The organism is Catenulispora sp. GP43, assembly GCF_041260665.1.
In the GTDB taxonomy this organism is placed as follows: domain Bacteria; phylum Actinomycetota; class Actinomycetes; order Streptomycetales; family Catenulisporaceae; genus Catenulispora.
On sequence record NZ_JBGCCT010000029.1, the window covers coordinates 70,532 to 91,695 of the forward strand.

General features: G+C 70.0%; 20 protein-coding genes and 3 tRNA genes. 12 read left to right on the forward strand and 11 right to left on the reverse strand.

Features of this window, described 5'->3' with window-relative positions; translation table 11 throughout:
• Nucleotides 1-76 precede the first annotated feature (76 nt).
• Nucleotides 77-1,168 (forward strand): ABC transporter substrate-binding protein, encoded by a 1,092-nt coding sequence (locus ABH926_RS41005; protein ID WP_370371815.1) that lies wholly within the window; start codon nt 77-79, stop codon nt 1,166-1,168.
• Here ABH926_RS41005 and ABH926_RS41010 read toward each other — a convergent pair.
• Complete coding sequence (locus tag ABH926_RS41010) at nt 1,147-1,572, reverse strand: acyl-CoA thioesterase (RefSeq protein ID WP_370371694.1); 426 nt, start codon at nt 1,570-1,572, stop codon at nt 1,147-1,149. The two genes, ABH926_RS41005 and ABH926_RS41010, sit on opposite strands and share 22 nt — an antisense overlap.
• 95 nt (nt 1,573-1,667) lie before the next feature.
• Here ABH926_RS41010 and ABH926_RS41015 point away from each other — a divergent pair, with 95 nt between their 5' ends.
• From ABH926_RS41015 to ABH926_RS41035, 5 genes are all read left to right on the forward strand, one after another.
• A complete protein-coding gene (locus tag ABH926_RS41015; RefSeq protein WP_370371696.1) occupies nt 1,668-2,360 on the forward strand; it encodes a nitroreductase family protein in 693 nt (230 codons plus the stop codon).
• A 93-nt stretch (nt 2,361-2,453) separates the two neighbouring features.
• Complete coding sequence (locus tag ABH926_RS41020; RefSeq protein ID WP_370371698.1) at nt 2,454-4,028, forward strand: MFS transporter; 1,575 nt, start codon at nt 2,454-2,456, stop codon at nt 4,026-4,028.
• Nucleotides 4,003-4,665, forward strand: a complete 663-nt coding sequence (locus ABH926_RS41025) for a TetR family transcriptional regulator (protein ID WP_370371700.1) — start codon at nt 4,003-4,005, stop codon at nt 4,663-4,665. Before ABH926_RS41020 ends, ABH926_RS41025 begins: the two co-directional genes overlap by 26 nt.
• 20 nt (nt 4,666-4,685) lie before the next feature.
• Nucleotides 4,686-5,243, forward strand: coding sequence for a DUF4262 domain-containing protein (locus ABH926_RS41030; protein WP_370371702.1), 558 nt, complete (start codon nt 4,686-4,688; stop codon nt 5,241-5,243).
• A gap of 86 nt (nt 5,244-5,329) precedes the next feature.
• The gene (locus ABH926_RS41035) at nt 5,330-5,848 is read left to right on the forward strand and encodes an O-acetyl-ADP-ribose deacetylase (protein WP_370371704.1); all 519 of its coding nucleotides are present in this window, start codon (nt 5,330-5,332) and stop codon (nt 5,846-5,848) included.
• A gap of 31 nt (nt 5,849-5,879) precedes the next feature.
• On the opposite strand, the gene ABH926_RS41040 is transcribed toward ABH926_RS41035, so the two are convergent.
• A complete protein-coding gene (locus tag ABH926_RS41040) occupies nt 5,880-6,983 on the reverse strand; it encodes a MalY/PatB family protein (protein WP_370371706.1) in 1,104 nt (367 codons plus the stop codon).
• Between the two features lie 438 nt (nt 6,984-7,421).
• Nucleotides 7,422-8,333 carry an LLM class flavin-dependent oxidoreductase gene (locus ABH926_RS41045; RefSeq protein ID WP_370371708.1) on the reverse strand — a complete coding sequence of 304 codons (912 nt, stop codon included), beginning with the start codon at nt 8,331-8,333 and terminating at the stop codon, nt 7,422-7,424.
• 61 nt (nt 8,334-8,394) lie between these two features.
• On the opposite strand from ABH926_RS41045, the gene ABH926_RS41050 reads away from it, so the two are divergent.
• Complete coding sequence (locus tag ABH926_RS41050; RefSeq protein ID WP_370371710.1) at nt 8,395-8,859, forward strand: MarR family winged helix-turn-helix transcriptional regulator; 465 nt, start codon at nt 8,395-8,397, stop codon at nt 8,857-8,859.
• 10 nt (nt 8,860-8,869) lie between these two features.
• Here the strand turns inward: ABH926_RS41050 and ABH926_RS41055 are convergent, their stop codons facing one another.
• Together ABH926_RS41055 and thrS are read right to left on the reverse strand one after the other, a co-directional pair.
• Entirely contained in the window at nt 8,870-9,541 is a 672-nt protein-coding gene (locus ABH926_RS41055) for an endonuclease V (RefSeq protein WP_370371712.1), read from the reverse strand.
• Between the two features lie 103 nt (nt 9,542-9,644).
• Nucleotides 9,645-11,645 carry a threonine--tRNA ligase gene (gene thrS / locus ABH926_RS41060; RefSeq protein ID WP_370371714.1) on the reverse strand — a complete coding sequence of 667 codons (2,001 nt, stop codon included), beginning with the start codon at nt 11,643-11,645 and terminating at the stop codon, nt 9,645-9,647.
• A 191-nt stretch (nt 11,646-11,836) separates the two neighbouring features.
• Here thrS and ABH926_RS41065 point away from each other — a divergent pair, with 191 nt between their 5' ends.
• The 3 genes from ABH926_RS41065 (at nt 11,837) to ABH926_RS41075 (ending at nt 15,596) form a co-directional block, all read left to right on the forward strand.
• Nucleotides 11,837-13,144, forward strand: a complete 1,308-nt coding sequence (locus ABH926_RS41065; RefSeq protein ID WP_370371716.1) for a hypothetical protein — start codon at nt 11,837-11,839, stop codon at nt 13,142-13,144.
• 132 nt (nt 13,145-13,276) lie between these two features.
• Nucleotides 13,277-14,326, forward strand: a complete 1,050-nt coding sequence (locus ABH926_RS41070) for a slipin family protein (protein WP_370371717.1) — start codon at nt 13,277-13,279, stop codon at nt 14,324-14,326.
• A gap of 109 nt (nt 14,327-14,435) precedes the next feature.
• Entirely contained in the window at nt 14,436-15,596 is a 1,161-nt protein-coding gene (locus ABH926_RS41075) for an acyl-CoA dehydrogenase family protein (protein WP_370371719.1), read from the forward strand.
• A 30-nt stretch (nt 15,597-15,626) separates the two neighbouring features.
• Here ABH926_RS41075 and ABH926_RS41080 read toward each other — a convergent pair whose 3' ends face one another.
• Complete coding sequence (locus ABH926_RS41080; protein ID WP_370371720.1) at nt 15,627-16,658, reverse strand: IS630 family transposase; 1,032 nt, start codon at nt 16,656-16,658, stop codon at nt 15,627-15,629.
• An 83-nt stretch (nt 16,659-16,741) separates the two neighbouring features.
• Between ABH926_RS41080 and ABH926_RS41085 the strand changes: the two genes are divergently transcribed.
• The gene (locus ABH926_RS41085) at nt 16,742-17,086 is read left to right on the forward strand and encodes a hypothetical protein (protein WP_370371722.1); all 345 of its coding nucleotides are present in this window, start codon (nt 16,742-16,744) and stop codon (nt 17,084-17,086) included.
• 182 nt (nt 17,087-17,268) lie between these two features.
• Complete coding sequence (locus ABH926_RS41090) at nt 17,269-17,859, forward strand: hypothetical protein (RefSeq protein ID WP_370371724.1); 591 nt, start codon at nt 17,269-17,271, stop codon at nt 17,857-17,859.
• Here the strand turns inward: ABH926_RS41090 and ABH926_RS41095 are convergent.
• The 5 genes from ABH926_RS41095 to ABH926_RS41115 all read right to left on the reverse strand — a co-directional run bounded on the left by ABH926_RS41095 (nt 17,837) and on the right by ABH926_RS41115 (nt 21,103).
• Nucleotides 17,837-18,970 carry a hypothetical protein gene (locus ABH926_RS41095; RefSeq protein ID WP_370371726.1) on the reverse strand — a complete coding sequence of 378 codons (1,134 nt, stop codon included), beginning with the start codon at nt 18,968-18,970 and terminating at the stop codon, nt 17,837-17,839. The genes ABH926_RS41090 and ABH926_RS41095 overlap by 23 nt on opposite strands.
• Nucleotides 18,971-19,019: 49 nt before the next feature.
• Complete coding sequence (locus tag ABH926_RS41100) at nt 19,020-20,378, reverse strand: MDR family MFS transporter (protein WP_370371728.1); 1,359 nt, start codon at nt 20,376-20,378, stop codon at nt 19,020-19,022.
• Nucleotides 20,379-20,770: 392 nt separating this feature from the next.
• A tRNA-Val gene (locus ABH926_RS41105) sits at nt 20,771-20,842 on the reverse strand.
• 62 nt (nt 20,843-20,904) lie between these two features.
• A tRNA-Cys gene (locus ABH926_RS41110) sits at nt 20,905-20,975 on the reverse strand.
• Between the two features lie 55 nt (nt 20,976-21,030).
• Nucleotides 21,031-21,103: transfer RNA gene (locus ABH926_RS41115), tRNA-Gly, on the reverse strand.
• Nucleotides 21,104-21,164 lie beyond the last annotated feature (61 nt).

Below are 21,164 nucleotides of genomic sequence, written 5' to 3' on the forward strand. Positions count from 1 at the left end.
TTTCGCAACCAGGCCATCACGTTGCCAGTGGCCTTGGAACCGGCCTCATGATCACACCTACGATCAGCCCATGACCATGCCGCCGCCGCCGTCGCAGTCGCAGTCGCAGTCGCAGTCGCAGTCGCCCATCCGCATCGGCGCCCTGGCTCCCCTGAGCAAGCCGGGCTGGGCCGAAGCAGGCCGCCACCTTCTCACCGGAATCGAGCTGGCCGTCGGCGACAGCGGCATCCCCATCGACCTCCTGATCCGCGACACCGCCGCCGACCCCGCCAAGGCCACCGCCGCCGTCGACGAGCTGGCCGACCTCGGCGCGGCCGCCATCGTCGGCGAGTACCACAGCGTCGTCGCCCGCACCGCCGCGGCCCGCGCCGACGCCCGCGGCATCCCGTTCCTCTGCTCCTCAGCGGTCCTCGACACCCTCACTGAGCACCCGACCGACTGGGTCGCCCGCATCGCCCCGGCACAGTCCCACTGCTGGCAGGTCTACGCCGACTTCCTGCTCGCCGCAGGCCACACCCGCATCGCCGTCGCAGCTCAGCCGACCGTCTACTGGGAGTCCGGCACCCGCGTCCTGCGCGACCGTCTGACCTCTCGCGGCGCCACCCTCGTCGAGGTCGACATCACCGAAGTCTGCGATGCCCTCGTCGACAGCCGCGCGACAGCCCTCTTGCTTCTCGCCGGCACCCCCGAGCCGGCGGTGCCGATCGTCAAGGCCGTCCGCGCCGACGCGCGGCTGACCGACATCCTCATCGGCGCTCCCGCCGGCCAGCCCGAGTTCACCGAATGGGCCGAACTGCTCGGCGCCGACGGTACCGGCATCCCGTTCCTGAGCTACCTGCCCGAAGCCCTCACCCCGCTCGGCGAGCGCGTCGATTCCGCACTCCACGAGCGTCTGGCCGGCCCGCCGTCGTTCGTCGCGTTCGAGGGCTACGACACCATCGCCGTCCTCGCCGAGATCCTGCGCACCCACGGCTCGGATCGCAAGACCATCGCCGAGGCCTGGCCGCACATCTCCGTCGAAGGCACCCGGGGGCACATCCGGTTCTCCCGCGCCCCGGGCATCAGCGTCGGTATCTGGCAATGGGCCTGGCCGCCGGTGCAGGTCATCGACCGCGACCCCGCCGACCCCGCGCGGATCCGGGTCCGCTACTCCGGCCCGCGCTCGTGAATCCGGCGGAAGTCGTCCGACCACGGCGTGGGCCGCCGGTCCGGGCCGGTGCGGACGATGGTCCGCCGCCCGACCGCGTGCACCACGCCGCCGTCGCCGACGAAGCGGAACTCGTAGACGCAGCTGGTCGTCCCGATCTTCACCACGCGCAGCTCCACGTCCAGCTCGCCGACCGCGGAGACCGGGACGCGGAACTCGACCTCGTACGCCTTCACCAGGTGCCGCATATCCGGTCCGTCGATCAGCTCCGGACGGCTCTCGTACCAGGTGCTCAGGGCCCGCTCGGCGTGCACGGCGTAGCGGGCGTTGTGCAGGACGCCGACCTTGTCGAGCTCGTCGAACCAGACCCGGGTTCGGAAGACGTGCAGCGGCGGCTCGGTACCGCCGGCTTCGAGATCGCTCATAGCCTCAGCTGTACCTCAATCGCGGGCCCCGTTCCCGGCTCGAAGGCTCCGGGACCACGTGATTCCAGCCACATCGCGACCCTACGCTGAGCGGCATGACAGCCAGCACACGGAGCCACACGCATCCGTTCCTGCCGTACTGCCCCGAACGCCTGGACCAGGCTGAGGCGATCCAGCGCGGCAAGCAGTTCCACGCCCACCTCGACGCGCGCCGCAGCGTCCGCTTCTTCTCCCCCGATCCGGTCCCGGCCGAGATGATCGAGCTGGCGGTGGCCGCGGCGAACACCGCCCCGTCCGGCGCGCACCAGCAGCCGTGGAAGTTCGTCGCGGTCGGCGATCCGGCGCTGCGGCACCGGATCCGCGAGGCCGCCGAGGAGGAAGAGCGCATCAACTACGAGGGCGGCCGGCTGCCGGCGGCGTGGCGGGAAGCCCTCGGGCCGCTGGAGACCGACTCCGACAAGTCCTACCTGGACACCGTCCCGTGGATCGTCGTGGCCTTCGCGGAGAAGAGCACGCCGATGCCCGACGGCCGCCTGCGCAAGAACTACTACGTCAACGAGAGCGTCGGCATCGCCTGCGGCCTGTTCATCGCCGCCCTGCACACGATGGGCCTGGCCACCCTCACCCACACCCCCAACCCGATGGCCTTCCTGACCGAGATCCTCGAGCGTCCCTCGACCGAGCGCCCCTTCATCCTGTTCCCGGTCGGCTATCCGGCCGCCGACTGCGAGGTCCCCGCGCTCACCCGCAAGCCACTGGCCTCGGCGTTGGAGTACTTCGGCGGGTAGCCGCGGTCGCCTCTCTTGCCCCCTTCTCTTGCCCCCTCCTCATTCTGAGAGTAGCTTCCATTTTGTAGTCACTGCCAAGAGAAGGGGGCTGTCATGTCAGCGACAGAAGAGAAAGCAGTGGTCCCGCCGGCGGCGGACGGCCGCAAGTGGTGGGCGCTCGGCGGTCTGGCGCTGAGCCTGCTGGTGGTGGGGCTGGACCTGACGGTGCTGAACGTCGCGCTGCCGACGCTGGCCACGTCGCTGAAGGCCTCGACCAGCCAGCTGCAGTGGTTCGCGAACTCCTACAACCTGGCGCTCGCCATCGCGCTGCTGCCCGGCGGGCTACTCGGCGACCGGTTCGGCCGCAAGCGGATCCTGGTCATCGCGCTGACCGCGTTCGGCGTCGCTTCGGGCTTCTGCGCCTTCGCCTCCAACGCCGGCGAGCTGATCGCCTGGCGCGCGGTGCTCGGCGTCGGCGCGGCGCTGCTGATCCCGCTGAGCATGAGCGTGCTGACGGTGCTGTTCACGCCGGAGGAACGGCCGCGCGCCATGGGCATCTGGGCCACCGCCAACATGCTGGGCATCCCGCTCGGCCCGATCCTGGGCGGCTGGCTGCTGGACCACTACTGGTGGGGCTCGGTGTTCCTGATCAACTTGCCGGTCGTCGTGATCGCCCTGATCGCGGTGGTCTGGCTGGTCCCGGAGTCCCGCGCCGAGCGCAAGCCGCGCATCGACCTGCCGGGCCTGGCCACCTCGGCGGTCGGCCTGGCCGCGGTCACCTATGGCCTGATCAAGGCCGGGGACACCGGCTGGGGCTCGGCCCAGGCGCTGGTCCCGCTGATCGGCGGGCTGGCGGTGCTGCTCTGGTTCGTCCAGCTCCAGCGCGGTCCGAAGCAGACGCTCATCGACCTGGAACTGTTCCGAGCCCGCGGCTTCACCTGGGGCACCATCCTGGCCACCATCGTCAGCTTCGCCCTGTTCGGCCTGATGTTCACGCTGCCGCAGTTCTACCAGGCGGTCGAGGGCGCCGACGCGCTCGGCACGGGTCTGCGGCTGCTGCCGATGATCGCCGGCCTGATGGCCGGGGTCCGGATCGGGCAGCCGTTCCTGAAGAAGGTGGGGCCGGCCCCGCTGATCGGCGCCGGCTTCCTGCTGCTGGCCGCCTCGCTGATGATCGGCAGCACCACCGGCGTGCACGACGGCTACGGCTTCGTGGCGATCTGGCTCACCATCGGTGGCGTCGGCGTGGGCCTGGCGATGCCGATCACCATGACCGTCGCCCTGGACGAGCTCACCGCCGAGCGCGCCGGGGTCGGCTCCGGCCTGCTGATGACCATCCGCCAGATCGGCGGCACCTGCGCGGTGGCGATCCTGGGCACGGTCCTGAACGGCCAGTACCGCAGCCACCTGGCACCGGCCGTGGCCCACCTGCCGGCCGAGGCGGCCGCGGCGGCCACCCGCAGCGCCGGCTCCGGCGTGGCGGTCGCCGGCGCACTGCACTCGCCTTCGCTCCTGGAGTCGGTGCGCTCGGCCCTGGTGCACGCCACGAGCATGACGATGTGGGTCAGCACAGGCTTCGCGGTGATCGGCGTCCTGGCCGCCACGCAGCTTCCCCGCCGGGCCCGGGTGACCGAGAAGGGGTCCGAGGCAGCAGAATCGAGTCGTGATCTCCTCAATGCCGCCGACTGACCGAACCTCGGCCCCGGCCGCGACCCCGGCGCCCACGGGCCTGCGGGAACGCAAGAAGGCGCAGACGCGTGCCGCGATCCAGCGGCACGCGCTCCGCCTCTTCCGCGACTCCGGCTACAGCGCCACCACCATGGAGCAGATCGCCGCCGCGGCCGACGTGTCCCCGAGCACGCTGTACCGCTACTTCCCCACCAAGGAAGACCTGATCCTCACCGACGACTACGACCCGCTGCTCGCCGCGGCCTTCCGCGCCCAGCCCCCGGAACTCCCGATCCTGCAGGCCTTCCGCGCCGCCGTCGACACCGCCATGCTCCAGGTCCCCGCCGACGGCCAGGCCGAGGCCCTGGAACGCGCCCGCCTGAGCTACACCATCCCCGAGGTCCGGGCCCGCGCGATGGACCACATGTTCACCACCACGGACATGCTCGCCGACCTGTTCGCCGAACGCCTGAACCGCTCCCCCCACGACCTGGAGGTCCGCGTCCTGGCCGGCACGGTCATAGGTGCCCTGCTGGCCACCCACCAACTGTGGCTCACGGACCCCGAGGCGGACATGTTCGCCATCCTCGACAGCGCCCTGCAGATCCTGATCGACGGCCCCGGCCACCTCGCCCCGGGCCCGCCGCAAGGAGCCTGACACGGGGTAACCTTCAGGACGTGGACATAGAACCGGCCCCATGCCGCTGCCTGCTGTGCAAGCCCGCCAACCCCGACGAGGCACAGTGGGACCCCCGCGACCGCGCGATAGCCCACAACGTGCGCGAACACGGCTGGCACATCATGGGGGTCACCGGCGACGACACCCCGGACTGGGCGTACTCGATCGGCATGTGGCACACCCACGGCGGCTACGACATCTGCATGACCGGCCTGCCGGTCGAGAACGCCATGGCCCTGATCGCCAAGATCGCGGTCCAGGTCCGCGAGGGCCGCGCCCTCGGCGCCGAGAAGCGCCGCCTGAACGTGATCGAAGGCTACGAAGTCGCCACCCGCCCGGTCCACAAGAGCTGGTACCCGGCCATGTTCGGCGCCGGCCTGGACTTCTTCCAGACCCCGCCGTGGCCGATCCTGCAGGCCGTGTGGCCGGACCGCCAGGGCCGCTTCCCCTGGGAGCAGGGCGCGGACCCGGAACGCCGGGACCAGCAGCCCTTCCTGTGGCTGGACCGGAACGAGCACCCGGACAGCATGTGGGTGTCTTCCTCACTGACGCTGTAGGGACGCTGGTTCACACCGAGGCCGGGCGGCCGCAGTCGCCCGGCCTCTCGGTTGCGCCCACCGCCCACCATTGGCAGCATCGCCCCATGTCCCAGCCCCGCATCACCCTGGCCCGCGGCGACATCACCAAGCAGGACGTGGACGCGATCGTGAACGCGGCCAACTCCTCGCTGCTCGGCGGCGGCGGAGTCGACGGAGCCATCCACCGCGCGGGCGGCCCGGAGATCCTGGAAGCCTGCCGCGCACTGCGCGCCTCGCACTACGGCCGCGGCCTGTCCACCGGCCAAGCCGTGGCCACCACCGCCGGCCGCCTCCCAGCCCGCTGGGTCATCCACACCGTCGGCCCGGTCTACTCCCGCGACGAGGACCGCTCAGCCCTGCTGGCCGCGTGTCACACCAACTCCCTGGAAGTCGCGGACACCCTCGGCGCCACGACCGTCGCCTTCCCCGCCATCTCCACGGGCATCTTCGGCTGGCCGATCGCCGACGCCGCACGCATCGCCGTCGCCACCGTCAGCGCCGCGACGACCGCCGTCGAGGAAGTCCGCTTCGTGCTGTTCGACGACAGCGCCTACGAGACCTTCGTCCAGGCCACGCAGCAGTGACGCTGACGCACCAGTGACGCCGCTCCAGCGCTCACCGCACCGCCGCCACCGCCGCCGCCATCCGCTCGACCGCCTCGGTCAGGACGGCCGGCGACGTCGCGATGTTGATCCGCACATGGCCGGCACCCCCGCTCCCGAACGGAATTCCCGAGTTCACCGCCACCCGGCCTCGTTCCAGGAACACCCGCGCCGGATCATCGCCCAACCCCAAGCCCCGACAGTCCAGCCACTGCAAATACGTCCCGGGCCCGGGACGCCACTCCACACCGGGCAGGCACTCCGCCAGCAACCGCCCGAGCAGCACCCGGTTCTCATCAAGACCGGCGAGCAGCGCGTCCAGCCAGTCGCCACCATCCCGCAACGCCGCGACATGGGCGATCACGCCGAGATGGCTGGGCCCGTGCCCCACCTCCTCCGGCATCCGCGCAAGATCCGCGGCAGAGGCCGGACCCGCGATCGCCACAGCCGCCTTCAGCCCCGCCAGATTCCACCCCTTCGACGCCGACATCAGCGCCAACCCATCCTCCGCACCGGCGACGCTCAGGTACGGCGTGAACTTCTCCCCCACCGCCACCAACGGCGCATGGATCTCATCCGCGACCACCCGCACCCCGAAGGACGCAGCCAGCTCGGCAACCCGCTCCAACTCCTCCCGCGTATGCACCACCCCGGTCGGATTCTGCGGATTGCACAGCAGAAAAGCACCCCGCCGCCCCTCCCCAGCAAGCTGCCCGAACACCGCCTCCATCGCCCCGAAGTCGATCCGCCCATCAGAACCCAACGGCGCCTCGACCACCTCCCGATCCATATGCGCGACGAAGTCGAAGAACGGCGGATACACCGGACTGTTCACCACCACCGGATCCCCCGGCCCCGTGACCAGCTTCAGCATCTCCACGACACCCAGCATCACGTCCGGAACAATCGCCGCCCGCTCCGCCACGACGCCGTCCCACCCCCACCGCCGCACAGCGAACTCGCCCAAAGCCTCCGCATACGAATCCCCCAACGGATACCCGGTATCACCCCGCCGCACAGCGTCGACTAGCGCCTCCGCAACCGCCTCCGGCGTCGGCACATCCATCTCCGCCACCCACAACGGCAGCACATCCTCCGGATACTGCCGCCACTTCATGCTCGTCCGAGTCCGAAGCTCGGCAAGCCCGAGACGGGTCAAGGGATTCTCAACGCGAGGCCGCATAAGTCACACAGTAGGCGCGCCTCCGCCCCCAGCCGAGGCCCAAAGCCGCATTTCCAGCCCCGGCACCTTCTCCGAGCCTCGCGACCAGCCTCACCAGGCCCGCACGCATCCTCGATCCGGGATCGCGAGCGGCAAACTCGCAGCTCCCGCCAGCCGCCACTGCCAAGCCCTCGCGACCGCCGCTCTTGCCTCGCCCTCGCAGCCACCGACTCGCAGCTCCCGCCAGCCGCCCTAGCCTCGGCCTCGCGACCGTCATCCCAGTGCTCGCCGCCGACTTCACGCGCTACCCGCCAGCCGCCACTATCTTTCCGCCGAGCCCCCCGCCCCGAGCCAGCCCTCACCTCTGCCCGCCGCCCCGCTAGGCCTGATATCTCACCCGACCCCCACCTCAACCCCCGGCCGTATCACCTCCTCCACCAACCACTTCATCCCCCCGTCCTGATACATCCGCCGCGACCCGACCACCACATGCCGGAACCCGACCCCCACCAACTCCGCGATCGCCTCCCGAGCCTCGGCGGCCCCGTCCTCCGCCACGATCACCTGCACCGACCGCACCACCTCCCCCGGATCCCGCCCCGCCGCCGCACACAGCCGGTCCAGCACCCGCGAGCGCTCGGCCAGCGACTCCACCGAGTTGTGCGGCGGCCCGGGTATGTTCCAGATGTCGGCGTGCTCCGCCACCACCCGCAGCGTCCGGTCGCCCCATCCGCCGATCAGCAGCGGCGGGCCCGCCGGCCGGACCGGCTTCGGCGCGTTCCGGTTCCCGACCAGCGTGGTGAACGGGCCCTCGAAGTCGAACGCGTCCTCGGTCCACATCCTCCGCAGGATGGTCACCGTCTCGACCAGCCGCGCTATCCCCTCGCGCGGGCTGATCAGCGGTATGCCATACGCGGCGTACTCCATCACCCCCGGGTTCTCCCCCGGGATCCCGCCGGTGTCCGGGGGCTGCACCGTCCCGCCGACCCCCAGGCCCATGATCAGCCGGCCGCCCGAGATCACGTCCACCGTCGTCGCCATCTTCCCCAGCACCGCCGGCGACCGGAACCGGTTGCTCGTCACCAGCAGCCCCATCCGCAGCCGCGACGTCTGCCCAGCCAGCGCCGCGAGCGTCGTCCAGCCCTCCAACGCCGGTCCGCCCCGATCGCCGGCCAGCGGCATCATGTGGTCCCACAGCCAGGCGTCGGCGATCTCCGGTATCTCGTCAGCCTCCTGCCACACCCGGCGTATGTCCTCGTACGACACATGCATCGGCGTGGTCTTGATGCCCATCCTCAACTCCATATCGTCACCGTACCAAATCATCAGCCACAATGACGATCAGCGAGCGGGTACAGTACTCCGTATGGCCGAACTGCTCACCTCCCGACTCGGCTACCTGCTGAAGCACGCGCAGCTGAACTTCTCGCAGTCAGGCGCCCGCGCCCTGGAGTCGTTGAACATCACCGGACGCCAGCTCGCCGTGCTGGTCGTCCTCGACGCCGCGGAGCCGCTGTCCCAGCTCGACGCGGCCAAGGAGCTCGGCGTCGACCGCACCACGATGGTCGCGCTGGTCGACGAGCTCGAGGACAAAGGCCTGGTGGAACGCCGTCGCAGCCCCGACGACCGCCGCAAGAACATCGTCGAGCTCACCGCGCACGGCAAGAACACCCTCGCCGAGGGCGAACGCCGCCATCAGGAGACCGAGAAGGCCTTCCTCGCCGGCCTCACCCCGATCGAGGCCGAGCTGTTCGTCCGCATCCTGAAGCGGCTGGCCGCCGACGCCGAAGCGCCGGACGACCAGCCCGAGGAAGAAAAGAAGGAGAAGTAGAAGTAGAGAACTAAGCCCCGGCCAGGGCCCGCCGCGACAGCTGGTCAGCCAGCCGCGTCGTCTCCGGCAGCCGGTACTTGGTCGCCAACCGCAGCGCCAGCCGCGTGGCGTCGTCCACGGTGATCAGATGCCCGGGCGAGACGTACACCGGCTTCGTCGAGAGCTGCGTCCGCAACACCGCCCCGACCACCTCACCGCCGTGCACCAGGTCCGCGGCCTCACCGCGCTGGATCCCCGGCTCGACGGCCCGCCCGACGAACGCCGTCTTCGCGACCCCCAACGCCGGCTTCCCCGCCAGCACCCCGAGGTGGCACGCCAGCCCGAACCGCCGCGGATGCGCGATCCCGTACCCGTCGCACACCAGCACATCCGGTTCGACCGACAGCCGCTCCAGCGCGCTGATCAGCGCCGGCATCTCCCGGAACGCCAAGAGCCCGGACACGTACGGGAACTCGACGTCCATCACCGCCGTCGCCATGTCCTCGACCGCGAGCGTGTCGGCGTCGAGCACCACGACCGCCCCCGCGACCCGCGAGGAGTCGATCGCGTAGGCCACGTCCAGCCCCGCGACGTACCGGAATGGCGCCAGCGGCGCGGACACGTCCACCCGCCCGGCCAGCCGCTCCTGCTCCGCCTCGGCGTCCTCCGCCGTCCGCGGCCACTTCTCATGCGTGATCAGCACAGCCCATCCCCCTGTTTCCCCGTCCGCGTCCGGCCGGCTGACCGGGGCCCCCGTTTGGTCCCGGTCGGCCGGACGCGCCGACGGCGGCGCCACGGATCCGTGGTCAGATCCGCTCCCGCACCGCCTTCACAATCTCGGCGACGGCCTCGTCGACCGGCACCCCGTTGTTCTGCTCCCCACTCCGGTACCGGAACGAAACTGCGGCCTTGGCCACATCGTCGTCACCGGCCAGCAGCATGTAGGGGATCTTCTGCTTCTGCGCGTTGCGGATCTTCTTCTGCATGCGGTCGTCCGAGGAGTCGATCTCGACCCGGATCCCCTCGGCGCGCAGCTTGGCCGCCACCAGCTCCAGATACGGCACGTGCGCGTCGGTGATCGGGATCCCGACCACCTGCACCGGCGCCAGCCAGGCCGGGAACGCGCCGGCGTAGTGCTCGGTCAGCACCCCGAAGAAGCGCTCGATGGAGCCGAACAGCGCGCGGTGGATCATGATCGGCCGCTGCCGCGACCCGTCGGCGGCCTGGTACTCCAGGTCGAACCGCTGCGGCAGCTGGAAGTCCAGCTGGATGGTCGACATCTGCCAGGTCCGGCCGATGGCGTCGCGCGCCTGCACCGAGATCTTCGGACCGTAGAACGCCGCGCCGCCCGGGTCCATGACCAGTTCCAGGTCCTCGCCCTCGGCGACTTCGCGCAGGGTGTCCGTGGCGAGTTCCCACTCCTCATCGGTACCGACGTACTTCTCCGGGTCCTTAGTGGACAGCTCCAGGTAGAAGTCGTTCAGTCCGTAGTCGCGCAGCAGGTCCAGCACGAACCGCAGCAGGCTGACGAGCTCGTCGCGCATCTGCTCGCGAGTGCAGTAGATGTGCGCGTCGTCCTGCGTGAGTCCACGGACTCGGGTCAGTCCGTGCACCACGCCCGACTTCTCATAGCGGTAGACGGTGCCAAACTCGAACAGCCGCAGCGGCAGGTCGCGGTAGGACTTACCGCGCGCACGGTAGATCAGGTTGTGCATCGGGCAGTTCATCGGCTTCAGGTAGTACTCCTGCTTGCCGTGTCCCTCGTCCAGCACCATAGGCGGGAACATCCCGTCCTTGTACCAGTCGAGGTGGCCCGAGATCTCGTACAGGTTCCCCTTAGTGATGTGCGGCGTATTAACGAACTCGTACCCGGCCTCTTCGTGCCGCTTACGGGAGTAGTCCTCCATGACCCGACGGATGGTGCCGCCCTTGGGGTGGAAGACAGGCAGACCGCTACCGAGCTCGTCCGGGAAGGAGAACAGGTCCAGCTCCGCACCGATCTTGCGGTGGTCGCGCTTCTCGGCCTCGGCCAGGAACTCCAGGTGCGCCTTGAGCGCGTCCCGGGTCTCCCAGGCGGTTCCGTAGATGCGCTGCAGCTGCGGGTTCTTCTCGCTGCCGCGCCAGTAGGCGGCCGCCGAACGCATCAGCTTGAACGCCGGGATGAACCGGGTGTTGGGCACGTGCGGGCCCCGGCACAGGTCCTTCCAGCACAGGTCGCCGGTCTTGGCGTCCAGGTTGTCGTAGATGGTCAGCTCGCCGGCGCCGACCTCGACGTCCACGCCCTCGCCGGCGTCGTCGGCGGAGGCCTTGCCCTTGAGCCCGATCAGCTCCAGCTTGAACGGCTCGTCGGCGAGCTCCTTGCGGGCGTCCTCATCCGTGACCGGGCGCCGGGAGAACAGCTGCCCCTGCTTGATGATCGCCTGCATCCGGCTCTCGAGGACCTTCAGGTCCTCGGGGGTGAACGGCCGCTCGACGTCGAAGTCGTAGTAGAAGCCGTTGCGGATCGGCGGGCCGATGCCGAGCTTGGCCTCCGGGAACGCCTGCTGCACGGCCTGGGCCAGCACGTGGGCGGTGGAGTGGCGGATGATCGCCCGGCCGTCCTCGGAGTCGGCGGGGACCGGCTCGACCAGGTCACCGGCCTTGGCCAGGGTGGCGAGGTCGACCAGCCGGGTTCCGGCCGGGTCGGTCAGGCGGGCGGCGACGACGGAGCGGTCGCCGGCGAACAGGTCCGCCAGCGTCGTGCCGACCGTGACCGTCCGCTCGTCCCGGCTTGGGCCGTCGGCGATCGTCACTGCGAAGTCGGACACTGGGCGCTCCTTCAAAGAGGGTCAACTGGCTGGGCTTACCAAGCCGAACAGGAGAAAACTTTACCGACCGCCGCGGGTACTTCGCGCGACAGTAGTACTGGAGCTGTCCCGGGTGCCGGTTGAGCGGCCTGTTGAATCAACGTTCTACGTGCAGTCGCCGACCGTTCACGAACGGTGCCTAGGTTGGTGCTGTGGGGAGGACAACTGAACGCAAGACACCGACCAGGCTGCAACAGTGGACCGGATCCATCGTGGTCCTCGCGGTTGCGGCGCTGACCGCGGGGACGGTGGCGATAGCCGACACGCAGCACGGCGTGAACCGGGTCGGGCGGGAGACCGCGCCGCTGGCGCAGTCCGCCTCCGACCTGTACTTCGCGCTGAGCGACCTCGACTCGCAGACCGCGCGCCAGATCCTGACCATCGGGGACAGCGATCTGGACACCGAGCAGGGCGACGCCCAGGCCACGGTGAACAGCCGGGTCGCCGAGATCGACGCGGACCTGCGCCAGGCCATCGGGGGAACGTCCGACCAGGCGGTCCAGGGCCGGTTCCAGACCATGCTGGACAAGGTCACGCTCTACCACGACCTGTCCGCCACCGCGCTGTCGCTGGACCAGCTCTCGACAGACGCCACCAAGGGCCATCCGGACTCCGTCGCGCTGGCCTATTACAGCCGCGCCACCGACGTCATGCACTTCGACCTGCTGCCGGTCGCGGCCCAGATCCGCGACTCCTACGCGCACCAGCTGACCGACTCGGCCAACAGCGAGAACGACTCGTGGTCCGTCGACACGATCCTGGTGGTCGTCACCACGCTGCTGCTGCTCGCGGCGCTGATCGTCTTCCAGGTGAAGCTGTCCCGCATCTTCCACCGGACGCTGAACCCCTTCCTGGCCGTGGCCACCGTCGCCACGGCGGTCTTCCTGGTGTCCGGCCTGACCATGACCGCGCGGCAGAGCGACCGCCTCCAGCACGCCGTCGACCAGCACATGGTCCCCTACCTGGGCATTCAGCACGCCCGCGCGGTCTCCTACGACGCGGTCGGCGCCATGGTCCGCTACACCGTCGCGCCGGATTTCGGTTACGACCACGGCTACACCGCCGACCTGGTCTCGCTCAACGGCGCCGCCGGCGCCCCGGGACTGCTCGGCACCGGTCTCACCGACACCGACCAGGCACTTTCCCAGCGCGCGGGCGCCGACTGGGCATCGGTTCAGCGCGACGCGGGTAAAATCAAGAGCGAGGTCGACGGCGGCGACGTGGACTCCGCGCTCACCGAGGCGACCGGCATCGCCGGCGGTCAGCTGGGGCAGGACTTCTACGCCCTGGACACCCACCTCGGCCAGGCCGCGGACACGCAGCTGCGGGCCTTCCAGGCCACCATGAGCGGCGCGCAGTCGGGTGCCTCGGGCTGGGGCGCGGTCCCGGCGGTGCTGTTCGGCGCGGTGATGGCACTGACCCTGGCGGGGGTCTGGCGCCGGCTCGCCGAATACCGCTGACACGCCGATTCGCCGCGCGACCTGCCGCGCCGGGAAGATCCCGGTTACCATGAGGATTCGAATACTGATCGAGCAGGGTGCGAACGCCGGCCGGCGGGCACCGACACCGCGTCCTTTCGTGGAAGGACCGCCATGATCACTGCGCTCGTGAGTGCCATCATCGCCGCGGCGGCGGCGGGGGCGGCAGCCTTCGGTGCCTCGCTGCGCACCGTGAAACAGTACGAGCGGGGCATCGTCTTCCGCTTCGGCCGGGCCCTGGACAGCGTCCGGCAACCGGGCCTGACCCGGATCATCCCCGGCGTGGACCGGCTGCGCACGGTCAACATGCAGGTCGTGACCATGCCGGTGCCGGCTCAGGAGGGCATCACCCGGGACAACGTCACGGTGCGGGTGGACGCGGTCGTCTATTTCCGGGTCATCGACCCGGCTCGCGCGCTCATCTACGTGCAGGACTACAAGTACGCCGTGTCACTGGTCGCCCAGACCTCGCTGCGCTCGATCATCGGCAAGAGCCTGCTCGACGACCTGCTGTCCAACCGCGAGCCGCTCAACCAGGGCATGGAGCTGATGCTGGAGACCCCGGCGACCGGCTGGGGCGTGGAGATCGACCGGGTCGAGATCAAGGACGTGGCGCTTCCGGAGTCGATGAAGCGCTCGATGGCCCGCCAGGCCGAGGCCGATCGCGAGCGCCGGGCCCGCATCATCACCGCCGACGGCGAGTTCCAGGCCTCCAGCAAACTCTCCGACGCCGCGCGGATCATGGCCGAGACGCCGGCGGCCCTGCAGCTGCGGCTGTTGCAGACGATCGTCGAGGTCGCGGCGGAGAAGAACTCGACGCTGGTCCTGCCGTTCCCGGTCGAGTTGCTGCGCTTCCTGGAGAGCGCCGGCGGCGGAGCCCCACCCGCGGCGGTGAAGGCCGCCCAGAAGGCGGTCGACGCGCTGACCTCGGAAGAGCCCGAGGCGGCCGAGGCGGCCGAGGCGGTGGAGACCGGGTCGGAGACGATCGCGATCGAGGGCGCGGAGGCCGACGGCGCCACCGCCTCGGAGCAGGTTCCGGCCGTGGATCCGGCCACCGACATGGAGCCCCCGGCCGACGCCATCGCCAGGCCGTTGACCGAGCCTCTGGTCGAGATGCCGCACTGGAAGGACGTGCCGGAGGCTAAGGACGTGTCGGACTCTTAAGAGCCCGGCGTCCCGCCTCTGCTTCTTCCTTCACGTCCAGGCTGAGTCGTCGGCAAAAAACAAACAGGCAGGATTGTTTTTGGATTCCCGGCCTGGCAGGCTGGCTGACATGAGCTTCGTGGAGCCCGAGGAGCGCGTTGCGCTCCGCCAGGCGGTGCGCGACCTGGCCAAGCGGTACGGACCGGACTACGTGCGCAAGCAGGCCAAGGCCGGCTTGAAGTCGACCGAGCTGTGGGACGAGGTGGGCCGGGCCGGCTTCCTCGGCGTGAACCTGCCGGTCGAGTACGGCGGCGGAGGCGGCGGCATGGCCGATCTGGCGGCGGTCGGCGAGGAGCTGGCCCGCGCCGGCTGCCCGCTGCTGCTGATCGTGGTGTCCCCGGCCATCTGCGGCACCATCATCAGCCGCTTCGGGACCGAGCACCAGAAGCGGAAGTGGCTGCCCGGGATCTCCGACGGCTCGTTCAAGATGGCATTCGGCATCACCGAGCCGGACGCCGGCTCCAACTCGCACAAGATCACCACCACGGTGCGCCGCGACGGCGACGAGTGGGTCCTGTCCGGGCAGAAGGTCTTCATCTCCGGCGTCGACGAGTCCGACGCGGTCCTGGTCGTGTCCCGGACCAAGGACGCGGCCACGGGCAACCTGAAGCCGGCGCTCATGGTGGTCCCCACCGACGCCCCGGGCTTCACCAAGACCATGATCGAGATGGAGATCGCCGGCCCGGAGAAGCAGTTCCAGCTCTTCTTCGACGACGTCCGCCTGCCCGCCGACGCCCTGATCGGCGACGAGGACGCCGGCCTGCTCCAGCTGTTCGCGGGCCTGAACCCGGAGCGCATCATGGCCGCGGCCTTCGCGATCGGCACCGCGAAGTACGCCCTGGACAAGGCCGCCGACTACGCGAAGACCCGGACGGTCTGGCGCGACCGCCCCATCGGCACCCACCAGGGCGTGGCGCACCCGCTGGCCCAGGCCGCGGTCCACGTCGAGCTGGCCAAGGTGATGACGCAGAAGGCGGCCTGGCTCTACGACAGCGGCGACGACCTCGGCGCCGGCGAAGCCGCGAACATGGCGAAGTTCGCCGCGGCCGACGCCGCCGTGGAGGCCGTCGACCAGGCCATCCAGACCCACGGCGGCAACGGCCTGGCGACCGAGTACGGCCTGGCGCCGCTGCTCGCGGCGACCCGGGTGACCCGGATCGCGCCGGTCAGCCGGGAGATGATCCTGAACTTCGTCGCGCAGCACACGCTGGGGCTTCCGAAGTCGTACTAGTGCAGCACCGCGTTCATACTTCGGGGCTTCTCATGCGGCTTTGAGTGGGGTGCCGTCGTACGTCCAGCGGTATGGCTTGGCGGTGTCGTTCTTCGCGATCACGTAGGTCTCGATCTTGTCGATGAGGTCATCGCGGCTGGTGAAGTCGCCGTGACGGATCACGGCTCGGGTGAGGGCGGAGAAGTACAGTTCGACCTGGTTCAGCCAGGACGCGTGTGGCGGGGTCCAGTGCACGTGCCAGCGTGGGTGCGCCGCCAGCCATGCCTTGGTCTTCTTGGCCACGTGCGAGGAGCCGTTGTCGAGCACGGCGTGGATGTCACGGCCCGGTGCGATCAGCTGGTCCAGGCAGCACAGGAAGGCGATGAAGGTATCGGCGTCGTTGCGGGCGATGATCTCGGTGAGGGCTTGTCCGGTGTCGATGTCGAACGCCGCGACCAGTGAGGCGATGCCGTGGCGGACGTACTCGAACTCCCGTCGTGCCGGCTGGCCGGGTACGGCCGGGACGGCGGGGTGTTTGCGGGAGCGGGCGGCGATCGCGGTCTTCTCGTCGATGGACAACCGCACCGCCTGGGCTGGCGGGTTCAGATACAGGTCGCAGATATCGGCGGCACGCTCCCAGAACGCCGGGTCGTCGCCGCGGGTCAGCCAGCCGCGGACCTTGTGCGGCTTCAGGTCGGCCTCGGCGAGGATCCGCCCGACCTGGGATGCCGAGACGGTGATGTTCTCGGCGGCGGCCAGGCGCTGGGCGATGAGCCGGTGTGACCAGATCGCCTCCGGCCCCGGCGGGGCCGAGGTTGCGACTGCCACCACCGCGACCCGCTCGGTCTGGCCCAGCCGCCCGGGACGCCCGGGACGTTCGGCATCAGCCAGCCCGGCAAGGCCGTGCTCGGCGAACCGGCCACGCCACATGCGCACCGTACCGGTATCGGCGCCCACGACCGCGGCGATCGCGGCGTTCGTGGCACCATCGGCGGCGGACGCGGTCCGCGATGCGGCCAGCTTGGCCAACCTGCGGTGTGTCGCCTCATCCAGCACGATCGGCACCGCCTGCGGCACGGCCATCCCCACCCCCGCCTAATCAGATCCCTGGCATCAACGGGGTCGATCATCGCCGCACGGCGGGGGTATGCGGCACGATGGGACCCATGCCGAAGAACCCGCCGGAATCCATGCAGGTCAACCTGCGCCAGCGCCTCAACCGGCACGCCAAGCAGCGCTGGCCAGCGCTGGCCGGCATCGACGTGCGCTACCGGGCCGGGTTCGCCTACCTCGACGGACGGCTGCCCGACGGCGAGGTGCTCAAGCTGTGCCGACTGCGCTTCAACGGCGTCATGCACACCTGGGGCTTCGCCATCTACCTGGCCAGCAGCGACAAATATGAAGACAACATCCTGCCCTCGGGACTACCCTTCGGCAGCCCCGAGGAAGCCCTGGACTGCGCCTGCGGCCTCTACCTCAACGACCCCACCGCCTGGCTACCCCAGTCCTGAAGGAATGACGTGGTGCTGCACTAGGTCTGGGCCACTGAGTGACCGGGATCTGATTGTCATACCGCAGAGCCCGAACACCAGCACACTTTCTCGTAACAGAATGACAGAAACCTCCCATTGTCGGCGATGTCCGATTACAGTTGATTCGAGCACGAAAGTTCGAATCACCCGGGAGGGACCCCATGACCGCCGTCAGCAACCTGCCGCACCCCCGCACCGCCCACACCGACCTCACCGAACGGGTCGACGATCTCGATGCCCTGATCTGGGCCGCCGCCCGGGACACCGACGACCCGCAGCTGGCCGTCCTCAGAGCCCGCGAGTTCGCCGAGTCGGTCTTCATAGGAATCGTCCTGACCATCGGGTCCGGGGCGCACCGGCTCAACTGCTCAGTACCGACGTCATCCGGCCCCGTCACCGCTGGCGAGGACCTGCGGCTGGACATCGCCACGGAGATCCCGGCGGTCGGCCTGCCGGCGTCCGGGGCCGAGCGCGAGCTGTGCGAGCTGTTCGCGCTGGCGCACGTCAGCGGCGCCGAGGCGACACTGATCCTGCGCTCGCGTCCGCTGCTGGAGCCGGACGCCGGCTCCGGGACGCCCGGATACGTGGTGCGCGGCTGGCGCGTGGCCGGCGGCACGACTACGCCGATCGACGCCGCCGGGATGTTCGCCTTCTGTTGTTCCGAGGCCAGCAGCGGCGAGCCGCTCCCCCTGGACCCCAACACCCGCTATGTCGACGCCCGGGCGCTGGTCACCCCACCGGGGCCGGACTGAGCCAGTCGGCGTGGTAGGCCGCCCAGTCGGCCGGGGTCGCGGCGAAGTCGACGTACAGCGCGACGCCGAACGGCCGGGACGACGGATGTGCGCCGAGCCCCAGGCGTACCCCGTCCAGCGCCGCGGGCATGGTCTCGGCGTTGACCCAGTGGCCGGGGTCGTGGGTGTGGAAGGCCGGGACCCCGATGAAGAGCTGGACGTTCCGCGGCACCGCGCTCAGGGCCACCTGTGTCTGCCGGGCCACATAGCCCCGGTAGGCCCACGCCGTGGGCAGGGAGGTGTCGTAGGCCATGACCGCCACCTGGTCGCAGTCCACCGCGACCCGGTGGAGGTAGTCCTGGGACCACCACTTCGGATGCCCGGCCAGGAAGTCGCCCGGGAACCGGAAGCCGGACAGCGGCTCCACCTGCGGCACCGACGCCGACAGCAGCGCGTGGTGGGACGCGGTGACGGTGTGCGCCGCGCCGAGCACGTCCAGGAAGCCGGGGTCGCCGTCGGAGACCGGCTCGAAGTCGAAGTGGACGCCGTCGAACCCGCGGTCCAGCGCGGCGCCCACCCCCGCCACTATCCGGCCTCTGGTGGCGGGATCGTCCAGATGCAGGCTCGGCCCGCCGACGACCTGCCCGAGCCAGGCCTGGACCCGCACCCCGGGAAGCTCCCGGTGGACGGCGCCGATGAACCACTCGGCCTTCGGACTGCGCGCCGGGTTCAGCGAGCCGTCCATCTCGAAGGGGCCGTCGTGCACGAACAGATCCTTGATACCTGAAGAGCGAACCTGGGCCACCAGGGCCTGGAGGTCGGCGTCGGTCTTCGGCGCCCCGGCGCTGCCGGGCTGCCACCCGACCCAGGCGTGGCCCAGCCACAGGGCGTCGTCGCCGGTACTGTGCGCGGCGGCCGGGGGCGTGCCGGCGCCTTCCGCGAACAACGCCGCACCGGTGACGCCGACCAGCGTGGCCAGCAGGGCGCACAGCGCCACCAGCGCCGCCAGGGCCCTGCGCCACCACCGCGGCAGGCTCCGGTACCAGGCGACGGGCCGATTCAGCGGGTTGCGCCGCCGGGGCCCGGGTATCTCATCGGGCTCGACCGCGGGCTCAACCACCGACTCGACCACCGGGTCGCCCCTTTCCGACGGCGGGCTCTCGACGCCGTCGCCGCCCCGCCTATGCGCACACCGGCTCCGACCCCACCTCGGTCACCTCAGCCGACAACCCTGACGACGCGGCGACGACCGGCACCGGTTCCCAGCCCGCCTCGGCCGCCCGCAGCGCGGCCACCCGCACCGCCGAGCGGCGATCGAGCAGCAGCCACGCCGGCACACCGGCCGCGCCGAGCACCAGGCTCGCCCACAGCACCGCCGAGGCGCCGATGGCGCTCAGCGCCCAACCGCCCAGCAGCGGACCGACGATTCCGGCGACGCTCCAGGCCAGCGTCGACATGCCCTGATACCGCCCGCGCAGGTGCGCCGGCGCCAGATCCGCCCCCAACGCCATCTGCGGCGGCGTGCTCCCGATCTCCGCGATCGTCCACACCGCCACCGAGCCCGCGTAGACCCCCATCGGGTGTCCCACCACCGAGATCAGCAGCGGCACCGCGAACCCCGCTCCCATCAGGAACGACGAGGCGGCCAGCACCGAGCCATGGGTGTAGCGGCGCATCCAGGTCGTCATCGGCAGCTGCAGCACCCCGATGAGGATGCCGTTGAGCGCCGCGACGGCCCCGTACGCCCCGGGCCCGAGACCGTCCTGGCCCATCATGATCGGCTGCACCGTCTGCGCCTGCGAATAGATGATCGCCCCGACCAGCACCGCCCCCAGGAACCCCAGGAAGACCCGGTCCCGCAGCACATCGGCCAAGCTCCCGGCCGGCGCAGCGACTATCGCGCCCGCACCGTCCGAGCCCTCCGCAGCCCCGGCCACCGGCCGCGTCTCCGGCACCGTGAAGAAGACGACGACCGCGCAGCCCACATTCGCCAGCGCATCACCCATGAACAACAGCGAATACCCGTGCGAAGCCACCGCCCCCGCCGACAGCATGGCAACCGCGAACCCCAGATTGATCGCCCAGTAGTTCAGCGCATAGGCCCGCCCCCGATCCCCCGACGGCACGATGTCCGCGATGATCGCCCCCGTCGCCGGCCGCGTCGCGTTGTTGGCCAACCCCGCCAAGAACGCCAACACCGCGATCAGCCCCACCGAGTGCACCGACCCGAGCGCCACCAACGTCACCGCCGAGGCCACCAGCGCCCCCAACAAGGTCCCCCGCCGCCCCACCCGGTCAGCCAGCACACCCCCCACCACCGCGGAAACCGCAGCCCCCACAGCATTCAACGCGGCAACGAACCCCGCAAAAGCCGCCGAATGCCCCAACGACCGCGTCAGGTAGTACGACAAGAACGGCGCCACGAACGCCCCCGTCCGCGCCACCAACGTACTGACCCACACCCACCAGAAAACGCGCGGCAGCCCCCCGACATCCAGCACACGCAGCACCCTCGCCCGCACAACCCCACCCCAGTCCACGCCGCCAACCCGCAGCCACCCAGCACGCGGTAATCACCACCCCGCCGCGCGAGACGTTACCGACGAGGTCCGACACCCGCACCGGCTTTTCAGCAGCCCCGGCCCAGACACGCGCGGCGCCCGACGGCGTTCACGGGGCGCGATCTGGTCAACCGGGAACGGGATGACGACCTGGATACCGCACCGCCGCAGGTGGCCGCAGATCGCTTTCGACGAGTAGGCCTGTCGGCGCTCGGCCAGCTCCGGCGGACTCGCCTCACCCCCGAAGATCAACAACCTGACGTCAGCCAGCGCGCGTGCCGCCAACAAGCCCGCGCATAGCCCTCCGAAGCAATCCCGCCCCAGACAACGCCAAAGGGCCCGGATCCGTAGATCCGAGCCCTCCGAACAAGTGGGCGATACTGGGATTGAACCAGTGACCTCTTCCGTGTCAGGGAAGCGCTCTCCCGCTGAGCTAATCGCCCGTGCTGTATTACATTGTCTTGCTCACTGCTGGTCCTGCTGCCCTGCTACTTGCCGTCGTGCGAGGTGGTGACGGGATTTGAACCCGTGTAGACGGCTTTGCAGGCCGTTGCCTCGCCTCTCGGCCACACCACCGTGGGAGTGGGCTCGATCAGGCGTGGAACACGGTACCCGACCAGCCTTCCAACCGAGCGGATGACGAGACTCGAACTCGCGACCCTCACCTTGGCAAGGTGATGCTCTACCAACTGAGCCACATCCGCGTGCGCTTCCGGGGTTTTCGCTTGGTTTCCCTCGCTGCGCCCCCTGGCGACACCATGAACT

Bases quoted from the DNA above. Each gene is read 5' to 3' on its own strand.
- ABH926_RS41080 (WP_370371720.1), bottom strand. From the start codon at position 16,658: ATGGCCGTGCCGCAGGCGGTGCCGATCGTGCTGGATGAGGCGACACAC.
- ABH926_RS41050 (WP_370371710.1), top strand. From the start codon at position 8,395: ATGGCCGAACTGCTCACCTCCCGACTCGGCTACCTGCTGAAGCACGCG.
- ABH926_RS41085 (WP_370371722.1), top strand. From the start codon at position 16,742: ATGCCGAAGAACCCGCCGGAATCCATGCAGGTCAACCTGCGCCAGCGC.
- ABH926_RS41035 (WP_370371704.1), top strand. From the start codon at position 5,330: ATGTCCCAGCCCCGCATCACCCTGGCCCGCGGCGACATCACCAAGCAG.
- ABH926_RS41070 (WP_370371717.1), top strand. From the start codon at position 13,277: ATGATCACTGCGCTCGTGAGTGCCATCATCGCCGCGGCGGCGGCGGGG.
- ABH926_RS41040 (WP_370371706.1), bottom strand. From the start codon at position 6,983: ATGAAGTGGCGGCAGTATCCGGAGGATGTGCTGCCGTTGTGGGTGGCG.
- ABH926_RS41015 (WP_370371696.1), top strand. From the start codon at position 1,668: ATGACAGCCAGCACACGGAGCCACACGCATCCGTTCCTGCCGTACTGC.
- ABH926_RS41090 (WP_370371724.1), top strand. From the start codon at position 17,269: ATGACCGCCGTCAGCAACCTGCCGCACCCCCGCACCGCCCACACCGAC.
- ABH926_RS41020 (WP_370371698.1), top strand. From the start codon at position 2,454: ATGTCAGCGACAGAAGAGAAAGCAGTGGTCCCGCCGGCGGCGGACGGC.
- ABH926_RS41075 (WP_370371719.1), top strand. From the start codon at position 14,436: ATGAGCTTCGTGGAGCCCGAGGAGCGCGTTGCGCTCCGCCAGGCGGTG.
- ABH926_RS41005 (WP_370371815.1), top strand. From the start codon at position 77: ATGCCGCCGCCGCCGTCGCAGTCGCAGTCGCAGTCGCAGTCGCAGTCG.
- ABH926_RS41010 (WP_370371694.1), bottom strand. From the start codon at position 1,572: ATGAGCGATCTCGAAGCCGGCGGTACCGAGCCGCCGCTGCACGTCTTC.
- ABH926_RS41045 (WP_370371708.1), bottom strand. From the start codon at position 8,333: ATGGAGTTGAGGATGGGCATCAAGACCACGCCGATGCATGTGTCGTAC.